This window comes from Streptomyces sp. AN091965 (assembly GCF_022698285.1).
In the GTDB taxonomy this organism is placed as follows: Bacteria; Actinomycetota; Actinomycetes; order Streptomycetales; family Streptomycetaceae; genus Streptomyces.
Genome location: NZ_JALDMY010000001.1, coordinates 9,447,754 through 9,473,906, shown reverse-complemented (window position 1 = coordinate 9,473,906; position 26,153 = coordinate 9,447,754). Strand labels below are relative to the sequence as shown.

26 protein-coding genes are annotated in these 26,153 nt (G+C 73.5%); 18 read left to right on the top strand and 8 right to left on the bottom strand.

What is annotated here, in order from left to right; all coding sequences use genetic code 11:
* Positions 1-257: 257 nt before the first annotated feature.
* From MQV74_RS39050 to MQV74_RS39030, 5 genes are all read right to left on the bottom strand, one after another.
* On the bottom strand, positions 258-1,487 hold the full coding sequence (locus MQV74_RS39050) for a DUF1015 domain-containing protein (RefSeq protein WP_242728238.1): 1,230 nt from the start codon (positions 1,485-1,487) through the stop codon (positions 258-260).
* Between the two features lie 81 nt (positions 1,488-1,568).
* Positions 1,569-2,849 (bottom strand): MFS transporter, encoded by a 1,281-nt coding sequence (locus MQV74_RS39045; RefSeq protein WP_242728237.1) that lies wholly within the window; start codon positions 2,847-2,849, stop codon positions 1,569-1,571.
* Complete coding sequence (locus MQV74_RS39040) at positions 2,846-3,931, bottom strand: PLP-dependent cysteine synthase family protein (RefSeq protein ID WP_242728236.1); 1,086 nt, start codon at positions 3,929-3,931, stop codon at positions 2,846-2,848. The genes MQV74_RS39045 and MQV74_RS39040 overlap by 4 nt, the downstream gene beginning before the upstream one ends.
* 746 nt (positions 3,932-4,677) lie before the next feature.
* Positions 4,678-5,139 carry a hypothetical protein gene (locus MQV74_RS39035; RefSeq protein WP_242728235.1) on the bottom strand — a complete coding sequence of 154 codons (462 nt, stop codon included), beginning with the start codon at positions 5,137-5,139 and terminating at the stop codon, positions 4,678-4,680.
* A 105-nt stretch (positions 5,140-5,244) separates the two neighbouring features.
* On the bottom strand, positions 5,245-5,817 hold the full coding sequence (locus MQV74_RS39030) for a GNAT family N-acetyltransferase (protein ID WP_242728234.1): 573 nt from the start codon (positions 5,815-5,817) through the stop codon (positions 5,245-5,247).
* Positions 5,818-6,286: 469 nt separating this feature from the next.
* On the opposite strand from MQV74_RS39030, the gene MQV74_RS39025 reads away from it, so the two are divergent.
* The 11 genes from MQV74_RS39025 to hemC all read left to right on the top strand — a co-directional run bounded on the left by MQV74_RS39025 (position 6,287) and on the right by hemC (position 16,107).
* On the top strand, positions 6,287-6,532 hold the full coding sequence (locus tag MQV74_RS39025) for a hypothetical protein (RefSeq protein WP_242728233.1): 246 nt from the start codon (positions 6,287-6,289) through the stop codon (positions 6,530-6,532).
* 43 nt (positions 6,533-6,575) lie between these two features.
* Positions 6,576-7,091, top strand: coding sequence for a DUF6174 domain-containing protein (locus tag MQV74_RS39020; protein ID WP_242728232.1), 516 nt, complete (start codon positions 6,576-6,578; stop codon positions 7,089-7,091).
* A 131-nt stretch (positions 7,092-7,222) separates the two neighbouring features.
* Entirely contained in the window at positions 7,223-7,489 is a 267-nt protein-coding gene (locus tag MQV74_RS39015) for a hypothetical protein (protein ID WP_138965182.1), read from the top strand.
* Between the two features lie 177 nt (positions 7,490-7,666).
* Positions 7,667-7,969, top strand: coding sequence for a hypothetical protein (locus MQV74_RS39010; protein WP_242728231.1), 303 nt, complete (start codon positions 7,667-7,669; stop codon positions 7,967-7,969).
* Positions 7,947-8,528, top strand: coding sequence for an RNA polymerase sigma factor (locus MQV74_RS39005; protein WP_242728230.1), 582 nt, complete (start codon positions 7,947-7,949; stop codon positions 8,526-8,528). The genes MQV74_RS39010 and MQV74_RS39005 overlap by 23 nt, the downstream gene beginning before the upstream one ends.
* The gene (locus tag MQV74_RS39000; RefSeq protein WP_242728229.1) at positions 8,525-9,601 is read left to right on the top strand and encodes a hypothetical protein; all 1,077 of its coding nucleotides are present in this window, start codon (positions 8,525-8,527) and stop codon (positions 9,599-9,601) included. Before MQV74_RS39005 ends, MQV74_RS39000 begins: the two co-directional genes overlap by 4 nt.
* A gap of 166 nt (positions 9,602-9,767) precedes the next feature.
* Entirely contained in the window at positions 9,768-10,253 is a 486-nt protein-coding gene (locus tag MQV74_RS38995) for a cation:proton antiporter regulatory subunit (RefSeq protein ID WP_138965175.1), read from the top strand.
* 4 nt (positions 10,254-10,257) lie between these two features.
* A complete protein-coding gene (locus MQV74_RS38990; protein ID WP_242728228.1) occupies positions 10,258-11,523 on the top strand; it encodes a cation:proton antiporter in 1,266 nt (421 codons plus the stop codon).
* A 159-nt stretch (positions 11,524-11,682) separates the two neighbouring features.
* Positions 11,683-13,269, top strand: a complete 1,587-nt coding sequence (locus MQV74_RS38985) for an MFS transporter (RefSeq protein ID WP_242728227.1) — start codon at positions 11,683-11,685, stop codon at positions 13,267-13,269.
* 10 nt (positions 13,270-13,279) lie between these two features.
* Positions 13,280-14,818: an MFS transporter gene (locus MQV74_RS38980; RefSeq protein ID WP_242728226.1), complete on the top strand. Its 1,539-nt coding sequence runs from the start codon at positions 13,280-13,282 to the stop codon at positions 14,816-14,818.
* Between the two features lie 353 nt (positions 14,819-15,171).
* Positions 15,172-16,107, top strand: a complete 936-nt coding sequence (gene hemC / locus MQV74_RS38975) for a hydroxymethylbilane synthase (protein ID WP_138965169.1) — start codon at positions 15,172-15,174, stop codon at positions 16,105-16,107.
* Positions 16,108-16,131: 24 nt separating this feature from the next.
* Here the strand turns inward: hemC and sigJ are convergent, their stop codons facing one another.
* Positions 16,132-17,100, bottom strand: a complete 969-nt coding sequence (sigJ, locus tag MQV74_RS38970) for an RNA polymerase sigma factor SigJ (RefSeq protein WP_374120761.1) — start codon at positions 17,098-17,100, stop codon at positions 16,132-16,134.
* Positions 17,101-17,340: 240 nt separating this feature from the next.
* Here sigJ and MQV74_RS38965 point away from each other — a divergent pair, with 240 nt between their 5' ends.
* Positions 17,341-17,814 carry a carboxymuconolactone decarboxylase family protein gene (locus tag MQV74_RS38965; protein ID WP_242728225.1) on the top strand — a complete coding sequence of 158 codons (474 nt, stop codon included), beginning with the start codon at positions 17,341-17,343 and terminating at the stop codon, positions 17,812-17,814.
* Between the two features lie 63 nt (positions 17,815-17,877).
* Here the strand turns inward: MQV74_RS38965 and MQV74_RS38960 are convergent, their stop codons facing one another.
* Positions 17,878-18,264 carry a hypothetical protein gene (locus tag MQV74_RS38960; RefSeq protein WP_242728224.1) on the bottom strand — a complete coding sequence of 129 codons (387 nt, stop codon included), beginning with the start codon at positions 18,262-18,264 and terminating at the stop codon, positions 17,878-17,880.
* 197 nt (positions 18,265-18,461) lie between these two features.
* Here MQV74_RS38960 and MQV74_RS38955 point away from each other — a divergent pair, with 197 nt between their 5' ends.
* Genes MQV74_RS38955 through MQV74_RS38935 form a run of 5 tightly spaced genes read left to right on the top strand, consistent with a single transcriptional unit; the run spans position 18,462 to position 22,378 of the window.
* On the top strand, positions 18,462-18,656 hold the full coding sequence (locus MQV74_RS38955; RefSeq protein WP_242728223.1) for a hypothetical protein: 195 nt from the start codon (positions 18,462-18,464) through the stop codon (positions 18,654-18,656).
* 49 nt (positions 18,657-18,705) lie between these two features.
* On the top strand, positions 18,706-19,527 hold the full coding sequence (locus MQV74_RS38950) for an ABC transporter ATP-binding protein (RefSeq protein ID WP_242728222.1): 822 nt from the start codon (positions 18,706-18,708) through the stop codon (positions 19,525-19,527).
* Positions 19,524-20,306, top strand: a complete 783-nt coding sequence (locus MQV74_RS38945) for an ABC transporter permease subunit (protein WP_242728221.1) — start codon at positions 19,524-19,526, stop codon at positions 20,304-20,306. Before MQV74_RS38950 ends, MQV74_RS38945 begins: the two co-directional genes overlap by 4 nt.
* A gap of 17 nt (positions 20,307-20,323) precedes the next feature.
* Positions 20,324-21,721, top strand: coding sequence for a sensor histidine kinase (locus tag MQV74_RS38940; protein WP_242728220.1), 1,398 nt, complete (start codon positions 20,324-20,326; stop codon positions 21,719-21,721).
* Positions 21,722-21,733: 12 nt separating this feature from the next.
* Complete coding sequence (locus tag MQV74_RS38935; RefSeq protein ID WP_242728219.1) at positions 21,734-22,378, top strand: response regulator transcription factor; 645 nt, start codon at positions 21,734-21,736, stop codon at positions 22,376-22,378.
* A 41-nt stretch (positions 22,379-22,419) separates the two neighbouring features.
* Here the strand turns inward: MQV74_RS38935 and MQV74_RS38930 are convergent, their stop codons facing one another.
* Positions 22,420-23,301 carry a septum formation family protein gene (locus tag MQV74_RS38930; RefSeq protein WP_242728218.1) on the bottom strand — a complete coding sequence of 294 codons (882 nt, stop codon included), beginning with the start codon at positions 23,299-23,301 and terminating at the stop codon, positions 22,420-22,422.
* A gap of 193 nt (positions 23,302-23,494) precedes the next feature.
* Here MQV74_RS38930 and MQV74_RS38925 point away from each other — a divergent pair, with 193 nt between their 5' ends.
* Positions 23,495-26,140: a dynamin family protein gene (locus MQV74_RS38925; RefSeq protein WP_242728217.1), complete on the top strand. Its 2,646-nt coding sequence runs from the start codon at positions 23,495-23,497 to the stop codon at positions 26,138-26,140.
* Positions 26,141-26,153: the final 13 nt, after the last annotated feature.

Below are 26,153 nucleotides of genomic sequence, written 5' to 3'. Positions count from 1 at the left end.
ACGATGCCCGACCGTGTTCCCCACGGTCGGGCATCAGGTCGCGCCTCTCGTCGTCACCCCGGGGTCATCTCCCCCGCGGCCCTCGCCTTCGAGGCATGTGTCCGTCCTTCACGCCGCCCCCCGCGTCCGGCGCGGAGCCGGTGCCGTCGCCGTCATGCCGCCAGCTTGGCGAGCCCGTGTGCTGGAGCCATGACGTCCGCGTACGGGCTGTGCCACGGCTCGGCGGGGCGTTGCGGGGAACGGCTGAAGGACAGCCGTCACGACAGGCCGAGCACCCGCAGGGCCAGGCCGATCGCCGGTTTCGGACCGAACGACGTGGACTTGCGCGGCAGCAGCACCCCGACGCGTGCCAACTCCCGCACCCGCTCCTCCCCGAGCGCGGGCAGCAGCACGGCGCTGCCCCGGCCCGGCGCGGCCACCGCCGCGACGGCCCCGGCCGCGTCGTGGTGGTGGCGTACGGCGCCGGGCAGCTCCGGCACCGACCACGCGACGCCGATCAGCAGATGGTCGCTGACGGCCGAGGGAAGCGCGGCCCACTGCGGCGGCCGCCCGGCGAGGGCGTCGCGCAGGGCCCCGGGTTCCGGATCGCTGACGGCCCAGGCGCCGCCTCCGCCGACGAGGACCATCTCGTCGGGCCCGGGCGGACGCGGCCCCTGCGGCAGTCGCCGGACGCGGGCGACCTCGGCGGCCGCGGACGCCGCCTTCTCCGGATCGAGCCCGGGGAGCACCCGGTGGATCGCGGCGAGCCGCGGCGGATACGCGACGGTGTCCACGAACAGGGCCAGACTGCTGGCCCAGGGACCGCTCCGCTCCGCGCCCAGGCGCAGGCACGCGGCGTGGCGGTGGTGGCCGTCGGCGATGAGGGCCTGGCCGGTCTCCACGCCCGCGCTCAGCAGGGCCGTCTCGGCCTCGTCGTGGCACGCCCACACCAGGTGGGTGGTGTCGCCGACGCGGGCCACGGCCGTCGGGGTGCGCCGGGTGATGTGGTGGGTGATCTGCGTGGCCGTCGACCGCGTGCCGCGGTACGTCAGGAGCAGCGGCTCCAGTTGGGCACGCAGGCCCGCCATGTGCGCGGCCCGCTGGCGTACGACGTGCGCGGACACGTCCTCGTGCGGCAGCAGGTCCCGGGCCGCGCCCCCCGGGTGCGGGATCGGCAGTTCGCCGATCACTCCGCGCTGCAGGATCCGGGCGCCGCGCTGCTGCTGGTACACGTACAGGGCGGGGTGTTCGTCGCGCCGCAGTACGCCGCGTCGCAGCCAGCGCTGGAGCTGTCCCGCCGCGGCCTGCGGGTCGGACGCGTAGATCAGGCGCGCGATGTGGTGCGGGCGCACGCGCTGGGAACGCGCGTGTGCCGGTTCGAGGTCGTCGTGGGGCGGGGCCACGAGCGCGGACAGGTCACCGGCGCGGTCCTCGTCGTAGCGCACGGCCCTGAAGGGGCGCAGGCGCGGTGGAGTCGGGCCGGGCTCGGTCGGGTCGGAGGTGGACATGGGGCACTCCTGTGGGATGGCGCGGCCTGCCGGGGGCAGGCGTCAGACGACGTCTGCCCCCGTCCGCCACGGGTCAGTGGGTCAGGCCGCCGCGGGCCGCGGCGCGGGCGGCGCCAATCGGCCAGTGCGGTGCAGGCCGTACAGCGCGCTCGCGCAGCCGAGGCCGAGTGCGAGCAGCGCGGCCCAGGGCAGCGCGGGGAGCCCCGCCTCGCGGGCGGCGTCCAGGGCGGCGCCGGTGAGGAGGTTCCCGAGCGTGATGCCGACTCCGCAGACCGTGTTGTAGAGGCCGTAGTGGGTGGCGACGAGGCGATCGCCGCAGAGGCGGACGATGGTGTCCATCTCGAAGGGGTAGGCGATCATCGTGCCGAGGGCCAGGAGCAGCGCCGCGAGCGCGGGCGGCACGGCGGCCAGGGCCCACAGCCCGATGCGCGACCCGGGCACGGGCAGCGCGGTGGCGAGGAGCAGCGGCACAAAGGCGACGCCCATGACCGCGAGTCCCCTCACCAGGGCCTCACCGGGTTCGTAGCGGGCCTTGCACCAGGCGGTGACCTTGGTCTGGCCGACGATGGTGCTCAGTCCGCTGACGGCGAAGAGCGCCGCCACCGCCACGGTGCCGAACTGCCCGTCCCCGCCGAGCCTGCGCACGTCCAGGGGCAGCGCCAGATAGACCTGGAAGGACAGGACGTACGAGCCGATCATGGCGGTGGAGAACAGCAGGAACGGCCGGTTGGTGAGGATGCCCCGCCACTGGGTGAGCACGCGCTCCCCCGTGCCCTGGGCACGCTGTCCGCCGCGGACCGGCAGCGCGCGGATCTGCACCACGGAGAGCAGGGCGAAGATCGCGGCCGCGACCAGGCAGGTGATGCGGAAGTCGACCCCGGTGAGGACCATGCCGACCAGCGGGCCCAGCAGGATTCCGGCCTGGTAGAAGACGTTGAACAGCGCGAACGCCTCGACCCTGCGCTCTCCCGCGTCCACCGCGAGGTACGCGCGCACCGCCGGGTTGAACAGCGCGCCCGCGAGACCGGTGGCGGCCGACGCGGCGAGCAGCGCGGGCAGCGAGTCGACCAGGCCGAGCGTCGCGAAGCCCACCGTCCGCAGGACGCAGCCCGCGACGATCAGGGGCTTGTAGCCGAACCGGTCGGCGAGCGTGCCGCCGACGAGGAACATGCCCTGCTGGCTGAAGTTGCGTACGCCGAGGACCAGGCCGACGAGCCAGCCCGCCAGGCCGAGCGTGCCGGAGAGGTGGGCGGCCAGATAGGGCATCAGCATGTAGAAGCCGAGGTTGATGGTGAACTGATTCACCATCAGCAGCTGGACGCTGCGCTCGTAGGACCGCAGCTGGACGAGGGTGGCTTTCACCGGCCCGCCTCCGGCTCCGCGGCCAGGGTCAGCGGGTCGACGACCTCGGCGCACCGGGTCCAGCGGTGCACCTCCTTCTCGTCGGCGCGGCCGATGACCTCCGGTTCGGCGGCCGGCGGGCTGTCGAGCAGCCCGTGCCGCGCGCAGTAGTCGTCGTCGTACACGGTGCTGAGGTAGCGCTGCGGTCCGTCGGGGAAGATCGCGGCGATGCGGGTGTCGGCGGGCAGGGTGCGGGCGAGCCAGCCCGCGACGAGCGCGACGGCGCCGACGCTCCAGCCGCCGGTGGCGTAGTGGGAGGCGGCGAGGCGACGGCAGGTCCACACGGCCTCGTGCGGGGCGACCCAGTGGACCTCGTGGAAGGTGTCGTAGGCGACGTTGCGGGGGTAGATGCTGGAGCCGAGGCCGCGCATGACGCGGGTCCGGGCGGGCTGGCCGAAGATGGTCGAGCCGATGGTGTCGACGCCGACGATCTCGATGTCCGGGTACAGCTGGCGCAGGACCCGGCCGACTCCCGCGGAGTGGCCGCCGGTGCCGACGCTGCACACGAGGACGTCGATGTGGCCGAGCTGGGCGGCCAGTTCGAGGCCGAGCGGGGTGTACGCGCTGGTGTTGTCGGGGTTGTTGTACTGGTCGGGGCACCACGAGCCGGGGTGGGCGCGCAGCAGTTCGCTGACGCGGTCGCGGCGGGCCTGCTGCCAGCCGCCGGTGGGGTGCGGTTCCGCGACGATGTCGACGCTCGCTCCATAGGCGGTGAGCAGGCGCGTCATGGACGGTTCGAGGCCGGGGTCGGTGACGAGGGTGACGGGGTGGCCGTGGACCATTCCGGCCAGGGCGAGGCCGAGGCCGAGGGTGCCGCTGGTGGACTCGATGATCCGGCCGCCGGGGCGCAGTTCGCCCCGGGCACGGGCCCGCTCCACCATGTGCAGGCCGGGCCGGTCCTTGATGCCGCCGGGGTTGAAGCCTTCCAGCTTCGCCCAGAAGCCGTGTCCGGCGGGCGCGAGGGGCTCGGACACGCGCAGCAGCGGTGTGTCCCCCACGAGGGCCGACAGGGCGGAACGGTCGGTCGTCCTGGCGATGTTCATCGGTGACTGCATCTCTTTCGCTCTCGCTCGACGAATGCGCGGTGCGTGTTCATCTCGCGTCGCGGTCTCGCGGCGGACGGGCGGTCCGTGTCCGCGGGGCCGCGGGCGCGGCAGCCGGGGGTGCGGCTGCGGGCGAGCGGTCTAGATGCGCCACCGGGCCGTGCGGACGAGAGTTGCCCGGCCCGTTCGTGTTCTTCGCCGCCGCTGTGCCGCGCGGGGCCTCGGCGCCGCGAGCACCACCCAGGCCGCCGCTGCGGCGGGGGCTCCCGCTCCGGCGGGCGGGGGGTCCGCTGCCGGGGCGGCGGGGGCGCGCAGGGGGCCGTCCGGAGCGCACTCCTCGGATCCGTGGTGCTGGTGGGGGCTGTGCGGAGCGGCGTCTTCCGCACTGGGAACGGCGGTGATGGCCGCGACGGGCGGGCGCTGGGGTCCGTGGTTCTCGTCGAGCGGTCCGTGGACGAGGGCGCACAGCACCATGACGGCGAGCAGGGTGCCGCGGACGAGAACGGCGATCCTGCGCCGCCACGGTGTGCGCCGCCTTCGGGGGCAGGCGGGCACGCGGGGGGATACGGACACGGGTCCTCCGGTCGTGCGCCTCCGCGACGGCGGCGGCCGTGCAGGGGCGACGACGGATGTGAGTGGGGGGTGTGGGGGAACGATCGGCCTCCGGCGACGGCCGCTCCCGCCGTCCAGGGACAGACGGGCGTGCCTGCGGACGGAGGGCGGGCCCGGGGGCCGGGCGTCGCGGGTTAAACCTGTTGGACCACGGAGGACTTGAGGGCCACGGAGGGTGCGAGCGCGTATGCGTACGCGCCGGAGGCGCGGCTCGCGGGCGGGCGTCCGGGAGCACCCTGCTGTCCGACCGAGGCGGCCAGGCAGGGCGCGCTGAGGGCCGGTCCCGGTGCGGGCTGTCCGGAGGCGCACTGCTCGTCCGGGTGCACGGAGCCGTGCTCCCCGTGGCAGCCGTCGTCCGCGGCCGGGGCGGCCGCCTCGGGCTCGCTCGCGGGCGCGTCCGCGGCCGCGCCCGTCACGGACACGGCGCTGGTGGCCAGGTGCGCCCCGGCGTTGTCGGGGCTCGCCCCGTGTGCAAGGGCCACGGCGAACAGCAGCGCGGCGAGCGCCAGGAGCCGCAGCAGCGGACCCGTCGTACCACGGGATTCCGCTCCAGCACGGTCCCGCGCCATGCGCCGGGGTGACCAAGCCGTAACCACGCCGTGATCCTAACCAGCTCTCGACGCCGCTCCGTCAACTCCCCCGAAACAACGTCATCGCGCCAGGCAAATGACCGAATCCCCTCCGCGGTCGCGTCCGGCCCCTCAGCGCAGGTCGAGCCGCATGACGACCCGGGGGTGCCCGGCGAGCACCGAGGTGGTGTCGGCGGCATGGGTGAACCCGGCGCGTTCGAAGTTCTTGCGGATCCCGGCGTAGGCCATCGTGAGGTCGACCCGCGCGTCGCCGTTGTCGAGCGGGTACGCCTCGATCGCCGGCGCGCCCCGGTCGCGGGCGAATGCGACGGCACCGGCGATCAGGGCGTGCGAGATGCCCTGCTTGCGGTGGCCGGGGCGGACGCGCAGGCACCACAGCGACCACACCGGCAGGTCGTCGACGTACGGGATCTTCCGGCTGCGCGCGAACGAGGTGTCGGCGCGCGGCGCCACGGCGGCCCAGCCGACCGCCTCGTCACCGTCGTAGGCGATCACCCCGGGCGGCGGGTCGGCGCGGCACAGCTCGGCCACGTACTCGCCCCGGGCGGGCCCGCGGAGTTCGTTGTTGAGCTTGGACGGGATCCGATAGCTCAGGCACCAGCAGACGTTCGCCCCCGGCGTCTTCGGACCGACCAGCGTGCGAACGTCCTCGTACGCGGACGCCGGACGCACCTTGATGACCATGGCACCACGATGTCACGGCACCGACAGGCGGGCACCATCCGGGCGAACTCGGCGCCCGGAACGGGCACGAGACCGTTCCGGCGCAGCTCCCGCCAGCCGTCTGAACACCGGGGACGAGAGCGCTCTCCCAGTCAGAACCGGTCAGAGAAAACCCTCTCACGGGCACGGCCTCCTCCCTGCCGAGCCGGTAGAAAGACATACGGCTGTCAGTTTCGAGTGGTTGCGGACGGCAGCACAGCCGCGCCGTCACCCCCGCTCGCCGTCACCGCGCTCGCGCGGCCCGGGTCGCCTACAGGTGCTGGGGCCCGGGCCGCGCGAGGAAATGACGTCGGCGGCAGCGGACACGGCGTGCAGGGCGGTGACCGGGCGACGCCCGGTCACCGCCGCACGGCGGGCTTGCCCATTCCGGCCCGATCACCGCCGTGGCAGCGCTACGCTCCGGGGCCCTCACACTCCCTCGGGGGGACCCATGCGCCGCTCCACGATCCTCATCCCCACCGGTGTTCTGGCCGTCGCCGGAGTCCTCACGGGGACCGTCCTCTGGCTCGCTCCTCCCTCGTACGACCCTTCGTACGACGACCGCGTCCAGGACTGCGCCCACGCTCTCCGCGAGCGGTACGCCGCGGGTGACGAGGGGCGCCCGGGGGCCTGCGACGGCGTGCAGCGGAAGGACTACGCCGCGCTGGTCGCCGATGTCGGACGCGAACGTTCCTGACCCCGGCGGCGTCACAGCGGTATCCGTCGTCGAAAGGGCCGACATGACCGCCGCACGTCCTCGTGTTCCCGTCCGCTTCCTGGCTTCCGCCGTACTGGTCGTGGGGGTGTCGGGCACGACTGCCGCCTGTGGGGACGAACCCGCCGCGATCGTCCGGAAAGCGGGGCCCGCGCCCGCCGCCCCGGCGGGCGGGGGTGGCTGGCAGGAGCCGTCCTCGTACGCGTACACGCTGAGGTCGGGTGCGGGCGAGCGGGCGCTGATCGGGACGTTCCGCGTGACGGTGCGCGACGGGAAGGTGAGCGAGGCGGTCGGTCTGGACGACAGCGGGCGCCGCGTCGTCAAGGAGCTGCCCGAGCAAGTGCCCACCATCGGCGAGCTGTTGGACGAGGTCGAGCAGGCCGAGCGCGAGAAGGCGCACACGGCCGAGACCGAGTACGCGGCCGACGGGCACCCGGCACGGATCACCCTGGACTGGGAGAAGGAGGCGATCGACGACGAGGCCCTGTACGTCATCAGCGCCTACGAGCCGCTCGGTGGCGGGACACGGCCGAACGGGTGACGAACGGTCACCTTTCCGGCCGAGGAACGGTTACGGGTTGCGGCAGGGCGAGATGAGTGTCCGACCTCGACGCTCCGACGGCATGTCCGTCGCGTTCCGCAGGCCGCCGCTGCCGGGAAGGAAGAACGATCGTGAAGATCGCCAAGGCCGCCTTCGGTGTCGTCGGCGTCGCGATGGCCCTCGGGGCCGTCACTCCCGCCGTCGCCGCCGAACCGCTGGGCGGAGGACAGCAGTTGCTGGACACCGCCGTCACCGGGAACAAGACCCCGCTCGACGCCGTCGACGTGAAGAAGGTCGTCGGCACGGTGGACGAGACCGCGGGGAAGCTGAAGAAGGCCGACGCCACCAGGGCCGCAGGCAAGGTCGGCGAGGTCGCGAAGGGCGCGGGCGCCCTCTAGACCTCCCGTGCGTGACGACGCGGCGCCCCGGGAAACCGGGGCGCCGCGTCGTGCTGTGCCCACCTTCGCCCGTCGCCGCCAGGTGACCAGCGCGATGTCACAACTCCCCGCTACAGGGCCACTGTTGAGCGTGCGGCGCCGCGCGGTGGCGGTGCGGAGACGAGAAAGGGCACGCGAGTGGATCCTGTGGTGGCCGGGGCAGTGGCGACGGTGCTCGTCAGTGTCGTCAGCGGCGTGGTGAAGACAGTCCGCCTGTGGCTCGGCAGGGAGGTGGAGCTGGCACGCATCACCCACGAGGCCCTGACCGAGCGGGTGCGCTGCACCGCCCCGTGGGCGTCGCTGCGGGAGTCCCGCGACGGCCATCACGTACAGGTCGTCGCCGCGGCGCGGCGGACACCCGGGCGCGCGGCGGCCCGCCCCGGCCGCCCCTCGGCCCCGGCGATCGGGGGTGGCCGTCGTGGAGGAAGCCGCCGGCGCTGAGCTGAGCCCGCCACGGCCGCTGGAGGCCGATACGGTCGCGCTGCCCGGCCGGGAGCTGGCCGAGGAGCTGCACGAGACCGAGTACCCGGCCCTGGTGCGGTTCCTGCTGTTCCACGGGGCTTCCTGGAACGAGGCACAGGACGCCGCGCAGGACGCGTTCACGCAGATGTGCGCGCCGGGCGTGGCCATCCGCTACCCCAAGGCCTGGCTGCGCACGGTGGCCTGGCGCTCGTGGGTGGCGCAGCAGGTCAGCCTGGAGGACAGCTGCGCGGAGCCGCCGGAGCCGCGCGTGCTCGTGCGGTGGCAGACGCCCGCGCACGCGGCGGAGCTCGGCGAGGAGGCCCGGCACGTCACCGCCCTCCTGCTCGGCCTGCCCGCCAAGCAGCGGGCCGCCATGGCCTGGCACCTCGACGGGTTCACCACGCAGGAGAGCGCTCGGGCGATGGGGACGACCCAGGCAGCCGTCCGGCAGAACCTGGCGCGGGCCAGGGCCGCGCTCCGGGCGGGCCTCGGCCTGGCGGGCGCCGGCATCGGCGACGTACACGAGGGGCAGCGATGAGCCACGACGGGGGTACGACGAGCCGCGACCGGGAGTCCCCGAAAGGCCCCGGCCACGAGGGCACGCGCGCGGCCGACCACGCGCTCGACGCCCTGCTGGCCGCCGCGCACCGTCGCGTCGGCATCGCCGTGCACGACCGGATCATGGGGCAGGGCGGCCCGCCCGAGCTCCGCGACCCCGACCTCGCCCTGGACCGGATGCTCGCGACCACGTACCGGCAGACCGAACTCGCCGTCACCACGCGGCTCGACCGGGAGAGCGAGGCCGCCGGGGAGCCGAGGGCGGCACACGGGCAGGAGGCACCCGCCGACAACGCGTTGCTGCGGCGGCCCGCGGCGGTGCGCCTGAAGTACCGCCTGGAGGCGCTGCGCATCGCCCACTCCTTCGGCCCCGTGGGCCTCCTGGACTCCCTGCGGGCCGCGCTGCGCGAGGCACGGTGCCTCGCTGAACTCCTGGAGGCGGACACGGCGCCCGCCGGGGCGCACGAGTCCGTCCGCCGCCTGGACGCGCGCCTCGCCCAGGTGCGGCTCCCGCCCTCACCCCGGCGGCGCGCCTCCCCCGTGATCGGCAGGAGCTACCTGGCCGCTGTGGAGGACTTCCTCGCGCCGGGAGCCGAACAGCTCGTCCGGGCGGTACGGGACGTACGGCTGTTGCTCGACGAGGAGCTCGCGCCCTGCCTCATGGACGAGCCGGATGAGCGGGATGCAGGGGATGGACCGGACGACCGGGAAAGGACGGGCGAGCATGTCACCGTGCCCGGTTATCCGCTCGGCGCCGACGTCGTGGCGCAGGACCTCGTGGACGACCTGGCCGACGCCCACGACCAGGCCGTGACCCTCTGCCGCGCGATCAGTGACGTGGAACGGGCCTGCACGGACTTCGTCGGGGCCGATCTGCGGGGTGCCAGGCTGGACGGCGTTCAGCTGGAGGGCATCAAGTGGGACGCGGCCACCGTGTGGCCCTCGGAGTGGGAGCCGCTGATCCGGCGGGCGTCGCTGCCGGTCGGCGGGGAGCGGGGCGTGCTGGTGGTCGCGGCGGAGCCGTACGACAGCGTGGTGTCCGCCGACGCGTAGGCGTCCGCCGGGAGCCGGGGCGCCTGGGGCCGCGCGGCCCCCCGCACCCGTGCCACCGCCCACGACCTCCCTCCGCGTACCACCAAGTACCGGCCAAGGATCGGCAAAATCCGGACCGATAGGGTGGCATGAACACGAAGTCACCCACCAGCACCAAGGGAGAGCTGTGTCCGCTTCACGTTTGAGCCGCACTCCGTTGCCCGGCATCGGTACGCGCTACGACCTCGCCACGCGTGAGCAGCGACGGCTGTCCGTCGTGGCGCACCGGGACGGCGGGCGCACGCTCAGCGCCTACCGGTCCGACGACCCGGACGCCTGCGCGCTGTCGCTCCGGCTCACCTCGGGCGAGGCGGCGGCGCTCGGTGACGCGCTGCTGCCCGCGCCGCAGTGCTCCACGGTGCTGCACACCACCGACCTCGGTCTGGTCGCCGAGCGCGTCGAGATCGCCGGCAGCTCGCACTGGAACGGACGGCTGCTCGGCGACACCCGGCTGCGCACCGAGACCGGCACGTCGGTCGTGGCGGTGCTGCGCCGGGCGGAGGCCATTCCGTCGCCCGCGCCGGACTTCCGGCTCGCGGGCGGGGACACCCTCATCGTGATCGGCACCCGCGAGGGCGTGGAGAGCGCCGCGACGATACTCGGCAGGGAGTGAGCGCGTGCACTCTGCTGTCCTACTGATCGAGTTCGGTGCCATCATCCTCGCGCTCGGCCTGCTCGGGCGGGTCGCCGGGCGTTTCCAGTTCTCCCCCATCCCGCTGTACCTCCTCGCGGGGCTCGCGTTCGGCACCGGCGGCGTGCTGCCGCTCGGCGCCAGCGAGGAGTTCGTCGCCATAGGCGCCGAGATCGGCGTCATCCTGCTGCTCCTGATGCTCGGCCTGGAGTACACGGCCAGCGATCTCGTCAGCAACCTCAAGACGCAGTACCCGGCCGGGATCGTCGACTGCGCGCTCAACGCGGTGCCGGGGGCGGCCGCCGCCCTCCTGATGGGGTGGGGTCCGGTCGCCGCGGTCGTCCTCGCCGGAGTCACCTGGATCTCGTCCTCGGGCGTCATCGCCAAGGTGCTCGGCGACCTGGGGCGGCTCGGGAACCGGGAGACCCCGGTGATCCTGAGCATCCTGGTCCTCGAAGACCTCGCCATGGCCGTCTACCTGCCCATCATCACGGCCCTGCTCGCCGGGGTCGGCTGGGCCGCGGGCAGCCTCACCCTCGCGATCGCCCTCGGCGCGGCGGGCGCCGTGCTCTTCGTCGCGGTGCGCTACGGCCGCCTCATCTCGCGCTTCGTCTCCAGCGACGACCCCGAGAAGCTGCTCCTGGTCGTCCTCGGTCTGACCATCCTCGTCGCGGGCATCGCACAGCAGTTGCAGGTGTCCGCCGCCGTCGGCGCGTTCCTCGTCGGCATCGCGCTGTCCGGCGAGGCCGCCGAGGGCGCGCACACCCTCCTCGCGCCGCTGCGCGACCTGTTCGCCGCCGTGTTCTTCGTCTTCTTCGGCCTGCACACCGATCCGGCGAGCATCCCTCCAGTGCTCCTTCCCGCCCTTGCGCTCGCCGTCGTCACCGCCTGTACGAAGATCGCCACCGGGTACTGGGCCGCGCGGCGCGCCGGCATCTCCGTCAAGGGGCGCTGGCGGGCGGGCGGCGCGCTCGTGGCGCGCGGCGAGTTCTCGATCGTGATCGCGGGGCTCGCGGTCTCCGCGGGCATCGAGCCGTCGCTCGGCCCGCTGGCCACGGCGTACGTCCTGATCCTGGTGGTGGCGGGGCCGCTCACGGCTCGCTTCGTGGAGCCCATCGCCGCCTTCGCGGGCGGTGTGTCCCGGCGCCGGGACGACCGGGTGCGGGAGCGGGAGTGCGCCCCCACCGAGCGCCCCGACGAGCGCGCCCCGGTGGCCGAGCCGCGCACCTCCGAAGTCATCGACGTGGACTGAGCGCCGCGCGAACGGCCCGTCGCCGGGGCCGGGGCGGGGGCGGCACGCCCCCGCCCCAGCGGCGGTCCCGGCCCCCTCCCCGCCCAGGTCGCGGCGCCCGCACGGGGCGCTTAGCGTGTGACGGGGGTGTCTTTCGAGGCGGGGGGTCTGGAGGCCACCATGGATCACACGCCCGGCCCCGAGCCCGCGCCGCGGGACACCCCGGACCCGCTACCCCACGGGGCGGAGCCGATCGCGCACACGGCGGACCCGACGCCGCAGTCGGCCGTTCCGCCCCCGGCGCACACCGCGTACCACACGGGCGGCAAGCACGAGCACCGCTGGCTGATCCTCGCGGTCATCGCCATCGCGCAGCTCATGGTGGTCCTGGACGCGACGATCGTGAACATCGCGCTGCCGTCCGCCCAGCGCGACCTGGGCTTCACCGACGGCAACCGGCAGTGGATCGTCACCGCCTACGCCCTCGCCTTCGGCAGCCTGCTGCTGCTCGGCGGACGCATCGCGGACCTGGTGGGCCGCAAGGCCGTGTTCATCGCGGGGCTCGCCGGGTTCGCGCTCGCCTCCGCGCTCGGCGGTGCCGCGACCAGCTTCACCATGCTGGTGCTCGCCCGCGCCCTCCAGGGTGTCTTCGGCGCGCTGCTCGCGCCCGCCGCGCTCTCGCTGCTCACCACCACGTTCACTGACCCGCGCGAGCGCGCCAAGGCCTTCGGCATCTACGGCGCCGTCGCCGGGTCGGGCGCGGCGGTGGGGCTGCTGCTCGGCGGCGTACTGACGGAGTACCTGGACTGGCGCTGGTGCCTGTACGTGAACCTCGCCTTCGCCGCGGTCGCCATCGTCGGCGGCGCCCGGCTGCTGCACCCGGGGGCGCCGCCGGACCGGCCGAAGCTGGACGTGCCCGGCACCCTGCTGGTCTCCGCGGGCCTGTTCTGCATCGTGTACGGCTTCTCCAACGCCGAGACGCACGCCTGGGGCGACTGGATGACGTGGGGCTTCCTCGCCATCGGCGTCGTCCTGGTCGCCGCGTTCGCCTGGTGGCAGACGCGGGCCGCGCATCCCCTGCTGCCGCTGCGGGTGGTGCTCGACCGGGACCGCGGCGCGTCGTTCCTCGCCATGTTCATCTCCGGCGCGGGCATGTTCGGAGTGTTCCTGTTCCTCACGTACTACATGCAGCAGATCCTCGGCTACACACCGATCAAGACCGGTCTCGCGTTCCTGCCGATGGTCGCGGTGATGGTCGTGGTGTCCGTCCTCACGACCAACGTCTTCGTGCCGCGTTTCGGCGCCAAGCCCATCGTGCCGCTCGGCATGGGCCTTTCGGCGGCGAGCATGGTCTGGCTGACGGCGCTCGACACGACCAGTGGCTACGGAGCACACGTGCTGCCGCCGCTCCTGGTCATGGGGCTCGGCCTCGGCCTCGTCTTCGCCCCGGCGATGAGCATGGCCACCTCCGGCGTCGCCGCGCACGACGCGGGCGTGGCCTCCGCGATGGTCAACACCACCCAGCAGGTGGGCGGTTCCATCGGCACCGCGCTGCTCAACACCCTCGCCACCAGCGCCGCGACCAACTATCTGACCGGTAAGAAGCCGACGCCCGCCGTCCAGGCCCAGGCGCAGATGCACAGCTACGAGACCGCGTACTGGTGGTCGGCCCTCTTCTTCGCGATCGGACTGGTCGTGACGTTCGTCCTGTACCGCAGGGGCCGTCCCGCGGGCGGACACCTGAGCGAAGGCGCGGTCCACATGTGAACGGGCACGGATGAGCGGGGAGAAGGCCTCCGCGGACGACAACGCCGGTGTGGCCCTGGCCTCGCCGCGCGGCCGCTGGGTCCTCGCGTGCGCGGTGCTGGCCTCCGGGATGGCCATGCTCGACGGCACGGTCGTCAACGTCGCCCTGCCCACCCTCGGCCGCGACCTCGACGCGTCGATCTCCGGCCTCCAGTGGGTGGTCAACGCCTACATGCTCACGCTGTCCGCGCTGCTGCTCCTCGGCGGCGCGCTCGGCGACCGCATCGGGCGGCGGCGCACGCTCGTCATCGGCGTGGTGTGGTTCGCGCTGGCCTCCGCGCTGTGCGGGCTCGCCCAGGACGCGGGCACGCTGATCGCCGCGCGCGCCCTGCAAGGGGTGGGCGGCGCCCTGCTCACTCCCGGCTCCCTCGCCCTGGTGCGGTCCTCGTTCCGGCCCGACGACCAGGCCAAGGCGGTGGGCGCCTGGTCGGGCCTCGGCGGCGTCGCCGGGGCGGTGGGGCCCTTCCTCGGCGGCTGGCTGATCGACGGGCCGGGCTGGCGCTGGATCTTCCTCATCAACATTCCCCTGGCCGCCGTGGTCCTCCTGGCGGCCCGGCACGTGCCGGAGAGCCGCGACGAGCACACCGCCACCCAGCGGTTCGACGTGCCGGGCGCCGTGCTCGCGGCGCTGTTCCTGGCGGGCGTGAGCTTCGCGCTGATCGGCGCGTCCGGCGACGCGTCGGTCGCCGCCACCGTCCTGCCGGGGATCGGCGGCCTGCTCGCGGGCGCCGCCTTCCTCGCCGTCGAGCACCGGCGCCGCGACCCGATGCTGCCGCTCGGCCTGTTCCGCTCCGGCCTGTTCTCGGCGGCGAACGTCATGACGCTGTGCCTGTACGCCGCCATCGGCGGCATCCTGTTCCTGCTGCCCGTCCAACTCCAGACGACCCTCGGCTACGACGCGCTGCAGGCGGGCACGGCGACGCTGCCCATCACCGTCCTGATGCTGCTCCTTTCGGCGTCGGCGGGCGACCTGGCCCGGCGCGTCGGACCGCGTCTGCCCCTCACCCTGGGCCCGCTCGTCGCGGCCGCCGGGGCCCTGCTGATGCTGCGGATCGGCCCCCGCTCCTCGTACGCCACCGACGTGCTGCCCGCGGTCGTCGTCCTCGGCGTGGGCATGAGCGTGTTCGTGGCGCCCCTGACGGCGACGGTCCTCGCCTCGGTGGACGCCTCCCGGGCCGGGCTCGCCAGCGGCGTCAACAACACGGCCGCGCGCATCGCCCAACTCCTCGTGGTCGCGGCCCTGCCGCTCGCCGTGGGCCTGAGCGGCACGGCGTACGCGGATCCCGACGCGCTGGACACGGCCTTCGGCAAGGCGGCGTGGGGCTGCGCGGGCCTCTTCGTCCTCGCGGCGCTCGCGGCGGCGGCCTTCGTCCGGCCGCGCCCCGCGGACTGGCACGCCGAGGCGGGCAACGAACCGCACTGCAAGGCCAATGTAGCGGTGTCGGCTCCGCCGTTGGAGCCGGGCGTGTGCGGCGGCGAGGGCGACGAGCGCGGCCGACGGCCCACGTGAGACGGGCTGCCGACACCTGCCCGCGTACGGGATCCGGACAGAGATCGCGCGGGGCGGAGAGGTCCTGACGTTCCACGACGGCGGGTGGAGGGTCCTCACGGGCTTGCCTGATGACTACGAGGCCGAGCCACCGGCCTCCTTGGGGGTGCTACGGGCCGGGTCTTCGGGCGCCCGGTCCTGTCCTCCACCTGGATGGTTCTTCGGCACGGGGGCGCGCCCCCGGAGTGGCCGGGTCCGTGCGCCCGGCGCCGTGAGAGCGGACGGTTCGCGTCCGTCAATCGCCAGGTGCCGTAGCCCAGTTAGATGACGCGCCGGTGCCGGGAGCGTGTCCGCGAGGGCCTATCGTGTACGTCATGTCCGCTCCCGAGCTGATCCGCATCGTCTCCCGCTCCTCCCCCATGGCCCTGGCCCAGGTCGAGCGCGTACGCACCGAACTCGCCGCCCTGCATCCCGGAGTCCGTACCGAGGTCCTGCCCGTGACCACCTCCGGGGACCGCTGGATGGGTGACCTGGCACAGCTCGGCGGGAAGGGCGCGTTCACCAAGGAGGTCGACGCGGCGCTGCTTGCCGGTGAGGCGGACCTCGCCGTGCACTGCGTGAAGGACGTGCCCGCGGACCGGCCGCTGCCGCAGGGCACGACGTTCGCCGCGTTCCTCAAGCGGGACGACATCCGCGACGCGCTCATCCACCCGGACGGGCTCACGCTCGACCAACTGCCGCAGGGCAGCCGCATCGGCACGTCGTCCGTGCGCCGCGTCGCCCAGCTCGCCGCGTCCCACCCGCATCTGACGTGCGTACCGATGCGCGGCAACGCGGGCCGCCGACTGCAGAAGCTCGCGGCGGGCGAGGCCGACGCCCTGATGCTCGCCGTGTCCGGCCTGGAGCGGCTCGACTCGATGCACCTGGCGTCCGAGGTGCTGTCCGTGGAGACGATGTGCCCGCCGATCGGCGCCGGGATCCTCGCGCTCCAGTGCCGCGAGGACGACGTCGCGACCATCGACCTGGTGAGCGGGCTCGGGGACCGTGACGCCTGGCGCGAGGCCACGGCCGAGCGGATGTTCCTGCACGTGCTCCAGGGGCACTGCAACTCGCCGATCGCCGGATACGCCCGCTGCGACGCGGGGGGCGATCTGTCGCTGCGCGCACGCGTCTTCACGCCCGACGGCAAGCGGGTCCTCAACGCCCACGAGTGGGCGGGCCCCCTCGACCCCGCGACGCTCGGCACCTCGGTGGCCGTGACCCTGCTGCGGCAGGGGGCGCGGGAGCTGATCGACTCGATCGAGCACTGAGCCCCCGCCGGGTTCCCGCCTGCCTCAGCCCGTCGTCCAGGGCCGCAGCTTCTCGGGGTTCCGCACCGACCAGAAGCGCCTGATCCGGTCGCCCGCGAAGTCGAACGCCACCACCGACGCGACGGCGCCTTCGTGTTCGATCACCAGGCCGGGCTCGCCGTTGACCGTCCGCTCCAGGATCGTCAGGTCCGGCACCCGGTTGATGATCATGACGAGCTGACGCGCCACGTGTTCGCTCCCCACGGTGAGCGGCACGGCGCTGACCAGGCCTCCGCCGTCGGCGACACCCACGGCGTCGGGGTCGAGGAGGCCGACGAGCGCGCCGATGTCCTTGGCCTCCCACGCCTCCTTGAAGCTCCTGACGACGGCCGCCCGTTGCGCCGCCGGGGTCGGCGCGGGCGCGTCCGCGGCGCGGATGCGGCGACGGGCCGACGAGGCCAGCTGGCGGCACGCCGCCGGTGTCCTGCCGACGATCTCGGAAACCTCGGCGAAGGAGTAGCGGAAGACGTCGTGCAGGACGAACGCCACGCGCTCGGCCGGAGTCATCGACTCCAGAACCACGAGGAACGCCATGTTCACCGACTCGTCGAGGGTGACCCGGTCGGCCGGATCGGCCGCCCTGCCGCCTGACCGCGCGTCGGCCCACTCCCTGTGGTCCGGCACCGGCTCCGGAAGCCACTGGCCCACATAGCTCTCGCGCCGGGCCCGCGCCGAGCCGAGCAGATCGAGGCAGATGCGGCTCGCGACCCTCGTCAGCCAGCCGCCGGGCGACGCGATCTCGTCCCGCCGCTCCCGTGGCATCGCGTACCAGCGGGCGTACGTCTCCTGTACGACGTCCTCGGCGTCGGCGAGGGAGCCGAGCAACCGGTACGCGACATTGATCAGCTGCCGCCGCTCGCTCATGATCGCGCTCAGGCCCGGGTCGAGCCGGTCGTCCCGGGGCTCGTACGGGGCCCCCAGGGTGTCGCTGCTCTCGCTGCTCGGGGTGCTCATGGTGTCGCCGCTCCTTTGGCCGTCTCCGCCGTCATCCCTACGACGAAACAGCACGCCGAAATGTGAGATCGGCTCGGGACCTCACATCTCCAAGGGCTGCCTCGTCGGAGGAGTGGAGCGAGCACGGCTCGTACTCGTGGGACGCGTTCGGCCCCGCGACGGGACGCATCCGGTCCCACGAGCAGCGGCTCATCGACTCGGCGCGGCCATGCCTCCGCCGCGCCTACTTAGGAGATCACCATGGAACCCCGTCTCAACTTCCTCACCAACCCGATCTCGGGCAACGCCCTCAAGCACCTCTCCGCGGCGGGCAGGGCGCTCGCCGACTCGGCGCTGCCCGCCGCGACCCGCGAGCTGGTGGCCCTGCGCGCCAGCCAGATCAACGGCTGCGGCTTCTGCGCCGACATCCACACCAAGGAGGCCGCGCACGCCGGGGAGACCCCCACGCGCCTCAACCTCCTCGCGACCTGGCGGGACGCCTCGGTGTACACCGAGGCCGAGCGTGCCGCCCTGGAGCTCGCGGAGCAGGGCACCCGCATCGCCGACGCGGCGGGCGGGGTCACCGACGAGGCCTGGGCCAACGCGGCCAAGCACTACGACGAGGACCAACTGGCCGCGCTGGTGGCGGAGATAGCCCTCATCAACGCCTTCAACCGCCTGAACGTCATCACCGCGAACCCCGGAGGCGACTACAAGGTCGGCCAGTTCGGCTGAGACGGCCCGGGCGGGCGCGGGGCCGCGGCTTCCGCCGGGCCCCGCGCCCGCCCGGTCCCGGCGTCAGCGGATCGGCCGGAACGAGTAGTAGTGGTGGGACGGGTCGTTCCAGGAGAAGCCCGGCTTGACCAGGGCGGTCGCGCTGCCGGAGCAGTTACTGGTGGGCCACAGGTGGACCGTGCGGTTGGTCTTGTTCGTCCCACGGACAGCGCCCGCTGATGACGTGTTGTAGCAGGCACCGACCTCCGGGTCGAACTCGATGGTGCGCGCGCCGTTGTCGCCGTAGTACTCGAAGTAGCAGCTTCCGCCGCCGGGCGGCGGGCAGGCGGGTTCTCGGGCATCGGCCGCCGCTCTCGACCCGGTCGCGCCGCCCGTCTGCGCGATGCCGGTGAGGCCCAGCGCGAGCACGCAGGTCAGGGCGATGCGCAGGGCGGTCTTGGGGTACGTCATGGTTCCACTCCTCGTGTCGCGAGCACGGTGCCGCGAGCACGCTCAGGTGCTCGCCGATACTCGTCCGGACACCTCCGGATCGTGAGGTCCACGCCGTACGCCCGTCCATCACCCACACGAGCGGGAGCGGCGCGCAGGGGGCTCGTTGGCCGGATTGTGGGGGGTGTGACGGCGGAGTCGGTGAGTGCGGCCGTCGTGTGACAGCTGTGATCGCCACCGCCGTGGTCACCACCGTCGTGGTCGCTGTCGCCGTGATCGCCACCGCCGTGGTCACCACCGTCGTGGTCGCTGCCGCCGTGGTGGGCGTCCGGTGGTGGGCGTCTGGGGGAAAACCCCCAGGTCAGTCGGAGGAAATCACCGTTACTGCGGTGCTGGTGGGCGGCCTAGCGTGAGGTGTGTTGACCACGCCGGGCGCAGGCCGGGCTTGCCGCAGGAGTTGTGATGATCGAGGTCCAAGGGCTCACCAAACGGTACGGGCTCACCACTGCCGTGGACGCCTTGAGTTTCGAGGTGCGCCCCGGAGCCGTGACGGGCTTCCTCGGGCCGAACGGCTCGGGCAAGTCGACCACGATGCGCATGATCATGGGCCTGGACAAGCCCGACACCGGCTGGGCCCGGATATCCGGACGCACGTACGACGAGCTGGGCTGGCCCCTGCGTGAAGTGGGGGCGCTCCTGGAGGCGCGCACGTTCCATCCGGGCCGCAGCGCGCGGGCGCACGTGACGGCACTCGCCGCGGGCGGTGGCATCGCACGGGCACGAGTGGACGAAGTGCTGGCTGTCGTCGGCCTGAGCGACGTCGCCGGGCGGCGTGCGGGGACGTTCTCTCTGGGCATGGCCCAGCGGCTGGGGATCGCGGCCGCGCTCCTGGGCGATCCGGAGGTGCTCCTCTTCGACGAGCCGGTGAACGGCCTCGATCCGGAAGGCGTGCGCTGGATCCGGGAGTTGATGCGCTCCCTGGCCGCCGAGGGCCGCACCGTCCTGCTGTCGAGCCATCTCATCAGCGAGATGGCACTCACCGCCGACCATCTGGTGGTGATCGGGCAGGGGCGGCTCCTCGCCGACACCTCGGTGCGGGAGCTCACCGCGGACGGCCGTTCGCTCGAAGAGGCATTCTTCGCGTTGACCAGCGGCTCCGCCGAATACCGCGGCGTCACCACCCACACCGCCGCCCGGCGGCCCCAGCGTGCCACCGATCCCGCACATCCCGACCCGTTCCACGGTGTCACCAAACCCACCGACACCGAGAGGAACCCGCGATGACCACCGCCCCCGTCGCCCCGAGTTACGGCTTCCGGCAGGCCGCCCGCATGGAGTGGGTCAAGCTGCGGACCCTGCGCTCAACGTTCTACGCGCTGCTGCTCACCGTGGTCAGTATGGTCACGATCGGCGTGGTCACCATGGCCAACACCAAGGCGCCGTCGCCGGACAAGGCTGCCGCGTTCGACCCGACGAACAATGTCCTCGCGGGTGTCGCTCTCGGCCAGTTGCTCATCGGCATCCTCGGCGTCCTCATCGTCACCGGGGAGTACTCCTCCGGGTCCATCCGCTCCACGCTCGCCGCCGTCCCGGACCGTCGGCTCCTGCTGACCGCCAAGGCGTCCGTGTACGGCGGAGTGGTGCTCCTGATGGGCGAGGCCGTCGCCTTCCTGACGTTCTTCGCGGGGCGTGCCGCGCTCGCCGAGGGGGTGCCGAGGCCGGGCATCGGGGACTCCGGGGTGCTGCGGGCCGTGCTGATGTCCGGCGCCTATCTGGGGATGATCGGCCTCATGGGCGTGGGAATCGGCGCGATCACCCGGCACACCGCGAGCGCCATCGCCTCGCTCGCCGGCGTCACGTTCGTCCTGCCCGCGCTCATCGGCGGCATATCGGGCCCCGCCGTGGCCCAGTACTTCCCGACCATGATCGCCGGTAACTCCCTGGCGGTCGCCAAGCCCGTCTCCGACATGCTCGCGCCATGGACCGGGTTCGCCGTTCTGTGCCTGTACACGGCCGTCGTCCTCGGCGTGGGTGCGCGGCTGCTGGCCCGACGCGACGCCTGACAGGGAAAATGATCACTATGCACGACTCCAGCAAGACCCCTTCCCGCTCGCCCTCCCCCGCCGCCCGGGCACGTTCCTGCCTCCTCATGGTGCTGCGGGCACCGCTGACCCGGCGCGCCTGGCGCGAAGTGGCGTACTGCCTGCTCGCCTTTCCGCTGGGCCTGGTGGGCGGTGTGGTCCTCACCGTGTTGCTCGCCCTGGGCGCGGGCCTGACGGTGTCGCTGCTGGGCGCGGTCGTCGGCGTCCTGATCCTCGTCACGGGGGTGCGGCTGGCCCGGGCCCTCGGTGGGGTGCACCGGCGCATGGCCTCCGCGTTCCTCGGCGAGCGACTGCCGGCCCTGGAGCGGCCGCTCGCGGGCACGGGGCTCTTCGGACGGCTCGACGCGGGGCTGCGGGACGGCGCGGGATGGCGGGCCGTGTCCTACGTCCTGGTGAAACTGCCGGTGAGCGCGCTCGGGATGTACGCGGTGCTGTGGTGGCTGACCGGTCTGGTCAATGTCACGGCCCCGCTGCGGTGGGCGGTCTTCGGACAGCAGCCGGGCCCCGGTGACGACGGCATGCCCGTCCTCACGCCCGTTCCGGCCGGTGGACTCACCGTGGACACCTTCGCCGGGACGTTCGGGGCCCTCGCGCTCGGCGTGGTGCTGCTGTTGCTAGCGCCCTGGCCCACGCGTCTGGTGGTGGGGGCGGACCGCTGGCTGCTGCGCGCCCTGCTGGGCACCAGTCAACTCGCCGACCGGGTGCGTGACCTGGAGGAAACCCGTGCCCTCGCGGTCGACGACTCGGTGGCGCTGCTGCGCCGCCTGGAGCGCGACCTGCACGACGGGGCGCAGGTCCGGCTCGTCGCGGTGGCCATGAGCCTCGACATGATCAAGGAGCGCCTCGGCCCGCCGGGCGCGGACGACAGACCGGCTCCCTCCGGTGACGGCGGCTCCATCGACCTGGTCCGCGTACGGCAACTCGTGGACGGGGCCCACCGGAACGCCACGGAAGCACTCACCGAGCTGCGCGACCTCGCCCGGGGGCTGCACCCGCCCGCGCTCGACGACGGTCTGCCGGACGCGCTCGCCACGCTCGCCGCCCGCAGCAGCATCCCCGTCGAGCTGACCACCGATGTGCCCCGACGTCCCACCCCCGCCATCGAGACCATCGCGTACTTCTGCGCGGCCGAGCTGCTCACCAATGTGATCAAGCACAGCGGTGCCACGCAGGCGATCCTGACGGTGGACGAGTGCCACGACGGGATGTTGCGGCTCCAGGTCGTCGACGACGGCCGGGGCGGTGCGACGATCGGCGCGGGCAGCGGGCTCACCGGCCTCGTCCAGCGGGTGCGGCCCGTGGACGGCCGACTGCTGGTCCACAGCCCCGAGGGCGGACCGACGACAGCCGTCGTCGAGCTGCCGATGCACGCGTGAGAGCATGCCGCCATGCGTGTAGTGATCGCCGAGGACGCCGCTGTACTGCGGGAATTGCTGGCCCAGATGCTCATGGAGCGGGGCCATGAGGTGTGTGCCACCGTCGGGGACGCGGACGCGCTGCGCGGGGCGGTGGCCGAGCACCGGCCGGACGTCACCGTCGTCGACATCCGGATGCCGCCGTCGCACACCGACGAGGGCCTGCGCGCCGCCATCGACATCCGCCGTACCCACCCGGGCACCGGGGTGCTGCTCTTCTCCCAGTACGTGGAGACGAAGTACGCCACGCGCCTCCTCGCGGACGGCTCGGCAGGGGTGGGCTATCTGCTCAAGGACCGGGTCGCCAACATCGCGGAGTTCACCGACGCCCTGGAGCGCGTGGCGGCGGGCGGCACCGCCCTGGACCCGGAGGTCGTCACTCAGCTCGCGGGGGCAAGCCATCGGGCGGCGGAGCTGGCGTCGTTGACCGAGCGGGAGCGGGAGGTGCTGAAGCTGATGGCGGAGGGCCGATCGAACGCGGCGATCGCGCAGGCCCTCGTGGTGTCGGCGGGCACGGTGGAGAAGCATGTGGCGTCGGTCTTCGACAAGCTGGGGCTGCCCCCGTCGCACGACCACAACCGTCGGGTGCTCGCGGTGATCCGCCATCTTCGGGCATGACGGACCCGCGGGTCCGACGGGCCTGCCCCCTGGTGGGCAGGTCAGTCGGAGGTGTCGAAGCCGGGTGCGTCCGTCACGGCTGAGCCGTACAGCGCTCTCTTCGAGCGTTCCATGAGGTAGCAGACGACGGGGCGGCCCAGGCTCCAGGACGTACGGCTGACGGTGCCCGCGGTCCAGCTCAGCTCGTCCGTGCCGAGGTAGGCGGCGGTGAAGGCCGTGAAGCGCTGTGCGCACTGCTGTCGCGCCTGGGCCTGGGCGAGGGTGTCCCCCGGGTAGGTGTCGGCTCGGTAGCGCGGGGCGGTGGCGAAGAGCTCGAAGTGGTGGGCTTCGTCGCAGTCGACGCGCAGCGCGGTGGAGCGGGCCTCGCGTCCGGCCACGCAGTCACCCACTTCGAGATCCGCCCAGCTGACCGGCGTACCGGAGGGGGTGACGAAGGGCGAAGGGCTGTCGGTGGCCGTGCCGGTTCCTGTACCGGGATCCGTCTCCGTGCCGGGTGTGGTGTCAGTGCCCGAGGGTGTGTCCGTGTCCGAAGGGGTGTCGGTGACCGAGGGGGTGTCGGTGTTCGACGGGGTGTCTCCTCCCCCTGCCGCTGCCGTGGTCGTGTGCGTACCGGTGGAGGCGTGCGGTGTGTGGGTGCGGTCGGGGAACGGTCCCACGCCCCAGGCGGGCAGCCAGTCGTTCGGGAGGGCCTCGCGGCTGAGTGCGGCGGCCGCCGACGTGCCCAGGCCGAGCACCACCACCAGCACGAGGGCGCCGCGTCGTACGCGACGGCGGCGCGGGGTGGCGGAGCGGCCGGGGCCCGGTCCGTCCGCGTGCCGTCCGGTGGGCGCGTCCGGCTCAGGGACCCAGGAGTACGGGATCTGGAACTCCCCCGGGTCCCGCGCGTAGGGGTCCCCCTGATGTCCCTGGCGCGGCGTGGCCATAGTCCGAGGGTGCCAGGTGGATGCCCCGCTGAGTACAACTCCGTGCGAATTCAGGGAAATTGGCACATCCTGTTGCCCAACGGGGGCGTTTCGCGGGACATTGCCCTGAGCGCCGACCACGGCGGGTTCGTCACGGTACCCAGGGGGCCTGCGGCATCACGCGTGGGGCGGCGCAGGGGGGAGGTCCGCTGTCATGGGCGCCAGCACGGACACGTACGCCCAGTGGGCGGTCGGCATGCTCGAGGCACTGGAGCGGGCTCCGGCGCACGAGAGGGACGAGGGCGCCCTCACTTCCCGGCGGGCGGAGTTCCGCTCGGCCGTCGCCCATCTGCTGGGCGAGGCGCGCGATCCGCTGTCGATCGGGATCGTCGGCGAGTTCAGCGCGGGCAAGTCGCTGCTGATCGAGGCGCTGCTCGGGATGCCGGGTCTCCTCTCGGTGAGCCATGTGCCGACCACGGGCAACGTGACGGCCATCCGCATCGACCAGTGCGACGACGAGCCGGGGCCGACCCTCCAGGAACGCTCGGTCGTGTACTGCACGGCGCCCGAGACGGCCGAGCTGATGGCGCATCTGCACCGCAGGATCGGGGAGCTGGCAGGCCTGGAAGGCCTGGGCGAGCGGGAGCTCGACGCGCTGCGCGCGGCACGGCCGGGAGCCGAGGGGTGGCAGCCGCTGGTCGACTGGTGCCATCGCCACGGCCGTTCCGCGCAAGGCTCCAAGATGACCGCGGTGGCCGCGGAGACCCTGCGGCTGCACGCCGCGTACGAAGAGGGCGCGCCGCTGCTCGGGCGGCGCTACGACCTGTCCGACGCGCAGGCCAAGCGGGCCATGTCGCTTCCTGACGCGCCGGCGGACCCGGGCGGCGGCTGGGACCGGCGCGACACGGTGGCGCGGGGCGGCCGGATCCCGGACGACGTGCTCGCCGCGTGCGTACCGCTGATCAGGAAGATCGAGCTGCGGGTGCGGGTGCCGCGGGCCGTGTGGGACCTGGCGGACGTCGGCGCGCTCACGCTCCTCGACTTCCCCGGTCTGAACAGCCAGATGTCGGGTGAGCGGGACCGGTTCCTGAGCCGCCGCGAGCTGCGGGACATCCACACCGTGCTGGTCCTGATGAACGCCCAGCGCGGGCCCGTGGGCAGTGAGCAGGACTTCTTCGACATGCTGCGCGAGCCCACGGCGGACGGGCGCGAGCGCAGGTCGGACGAGGAGCTGCGCGAGAGCATCCTGGTCGCGGGCGGGCGCTTCGACCAGCTGCCGGTCGACGACCCGGCCGGGCTGCGGGCCGCGCTCCTGGACTCGCCCGAGCGGCTGACGGAGCGACGGCTGCGCGGCCAGCCGGACACCGCGATGCTCGACACCATTGTTGAGGCCGCGCAGTCGCTGCTGCCCGCCGGGCAGCACAAGCAGCTCATCCTGGTCTCGCCCATGGTGGGCCTCGCCGCGCTGCGCGCCTCCGGCGTCCTCGGCGGCGAGGGGGCGGGTGGGGCGCGCGCCCGCGTGCGCGAGGCCGACGGCGGCGCCGGGCAACCGGCGCTGACGGGCCTGTGGGCGCGCGTCGCCGACCGGCTCGAAGCCGACGCCCCGGGCAGCCGGCTGATCCGGGCGTTGCGGGAGTACGCCCACGACGGCGGGCTGCGGCTGCTCCGCGGTGAACTCATCGGGCACGCCCGGGAGCACAGCGGCACCCTCAAGGCCAGCGCGGTGCGCCGCCGGGCCGCAGCGGTGGACCGGGCCCGGCTCGCGCTGATCACCGCGGAGCGGTCGGCGCACCCGGGGGTGGAGTACCCGCCCGCGTACCAGGAGATCCAGCGGACCCTGCACGCCACGCGGCAGGCGCTGGCCGCGCTGCGCGAGGTGCTGGTCCTGGAACGGGCCACGGACGGGGCGCGCGGCGACGACGCGCTGCGCCGGTACCTGGTCGACGAGGCGGCCATGGCGGTCGCCGCGTGGCCGCAGTGGAAGGAGCTGTTCGCCGCGGTGGACCGGGAGCGGCACCTGGTCGTGGTGCCGCACGCCACCGAGGGCGACGCGGACTTCGCCCAGCACATCCAGGACGAGCTGGCCCTCCTCGGTCTTTTCACCCAGGAGCCCGCCGCGGAGAGCGATCCGGTGCCAGGCATTCCGGATGGTCCCGAGGAGCTGCTGGTGGCGTTCCGCGCGTCCCACGAGGCGCTCCTGGCCCTCGTCCACGACCGGATCCGGGCCGCGTACGAGGAGCGGCTCGACGACCACGCCGGGGTGTTGGAGGAGCTGCGCCGCGGCTGGATCGAGATCACCGCCGAGGAGCAGCGGCGCGGCGGGCTGCCGCCGCCGCGCCGGGACCGGCTCGGCGCGCTGATCGCGACGACCAACCCTGAGTGGTACCGCGCCGAACTGCGGCAGACGGTGCCCCCGCAACCGGATCCGGCGGACGTCGACGCCGGCTTCCCGCTGCGCCTCGACCGCTGCTTCCCCTGGCATCCGGACCAGCCCGAGGACCGTGACCAGCTGGAGCGCCACGTCGCGCACGTCGTCCGGATGCGGCGCGAGCTGGTGGCCGCGCTCGTGGATCTGGTGCACGGCCATCTGGCCGCCCACCAGGCGGAGTTCGCGCGGCAGGCGGGCAAGGCCCTGGCGCAGGGCGAGCGCTTCGTGAACGCCACGGACACGCCCGAGCTGCTCCTGTCCGGGCTGCGGGCCGACGGCGCGGCCCAGGGCACCGCGCCCCTCGATCTGGCCGCGCGCCTGGAAGCGATGCCTCTGCCCCGGCCGTCACCCCACTCCGGGGCGACCCAGGGCGCACGAGTGTCCACAGTGAAGAGCCCCGCCACACCGCCCGACGCCACGCGCAAGGCCTGACCCACGGAGACGC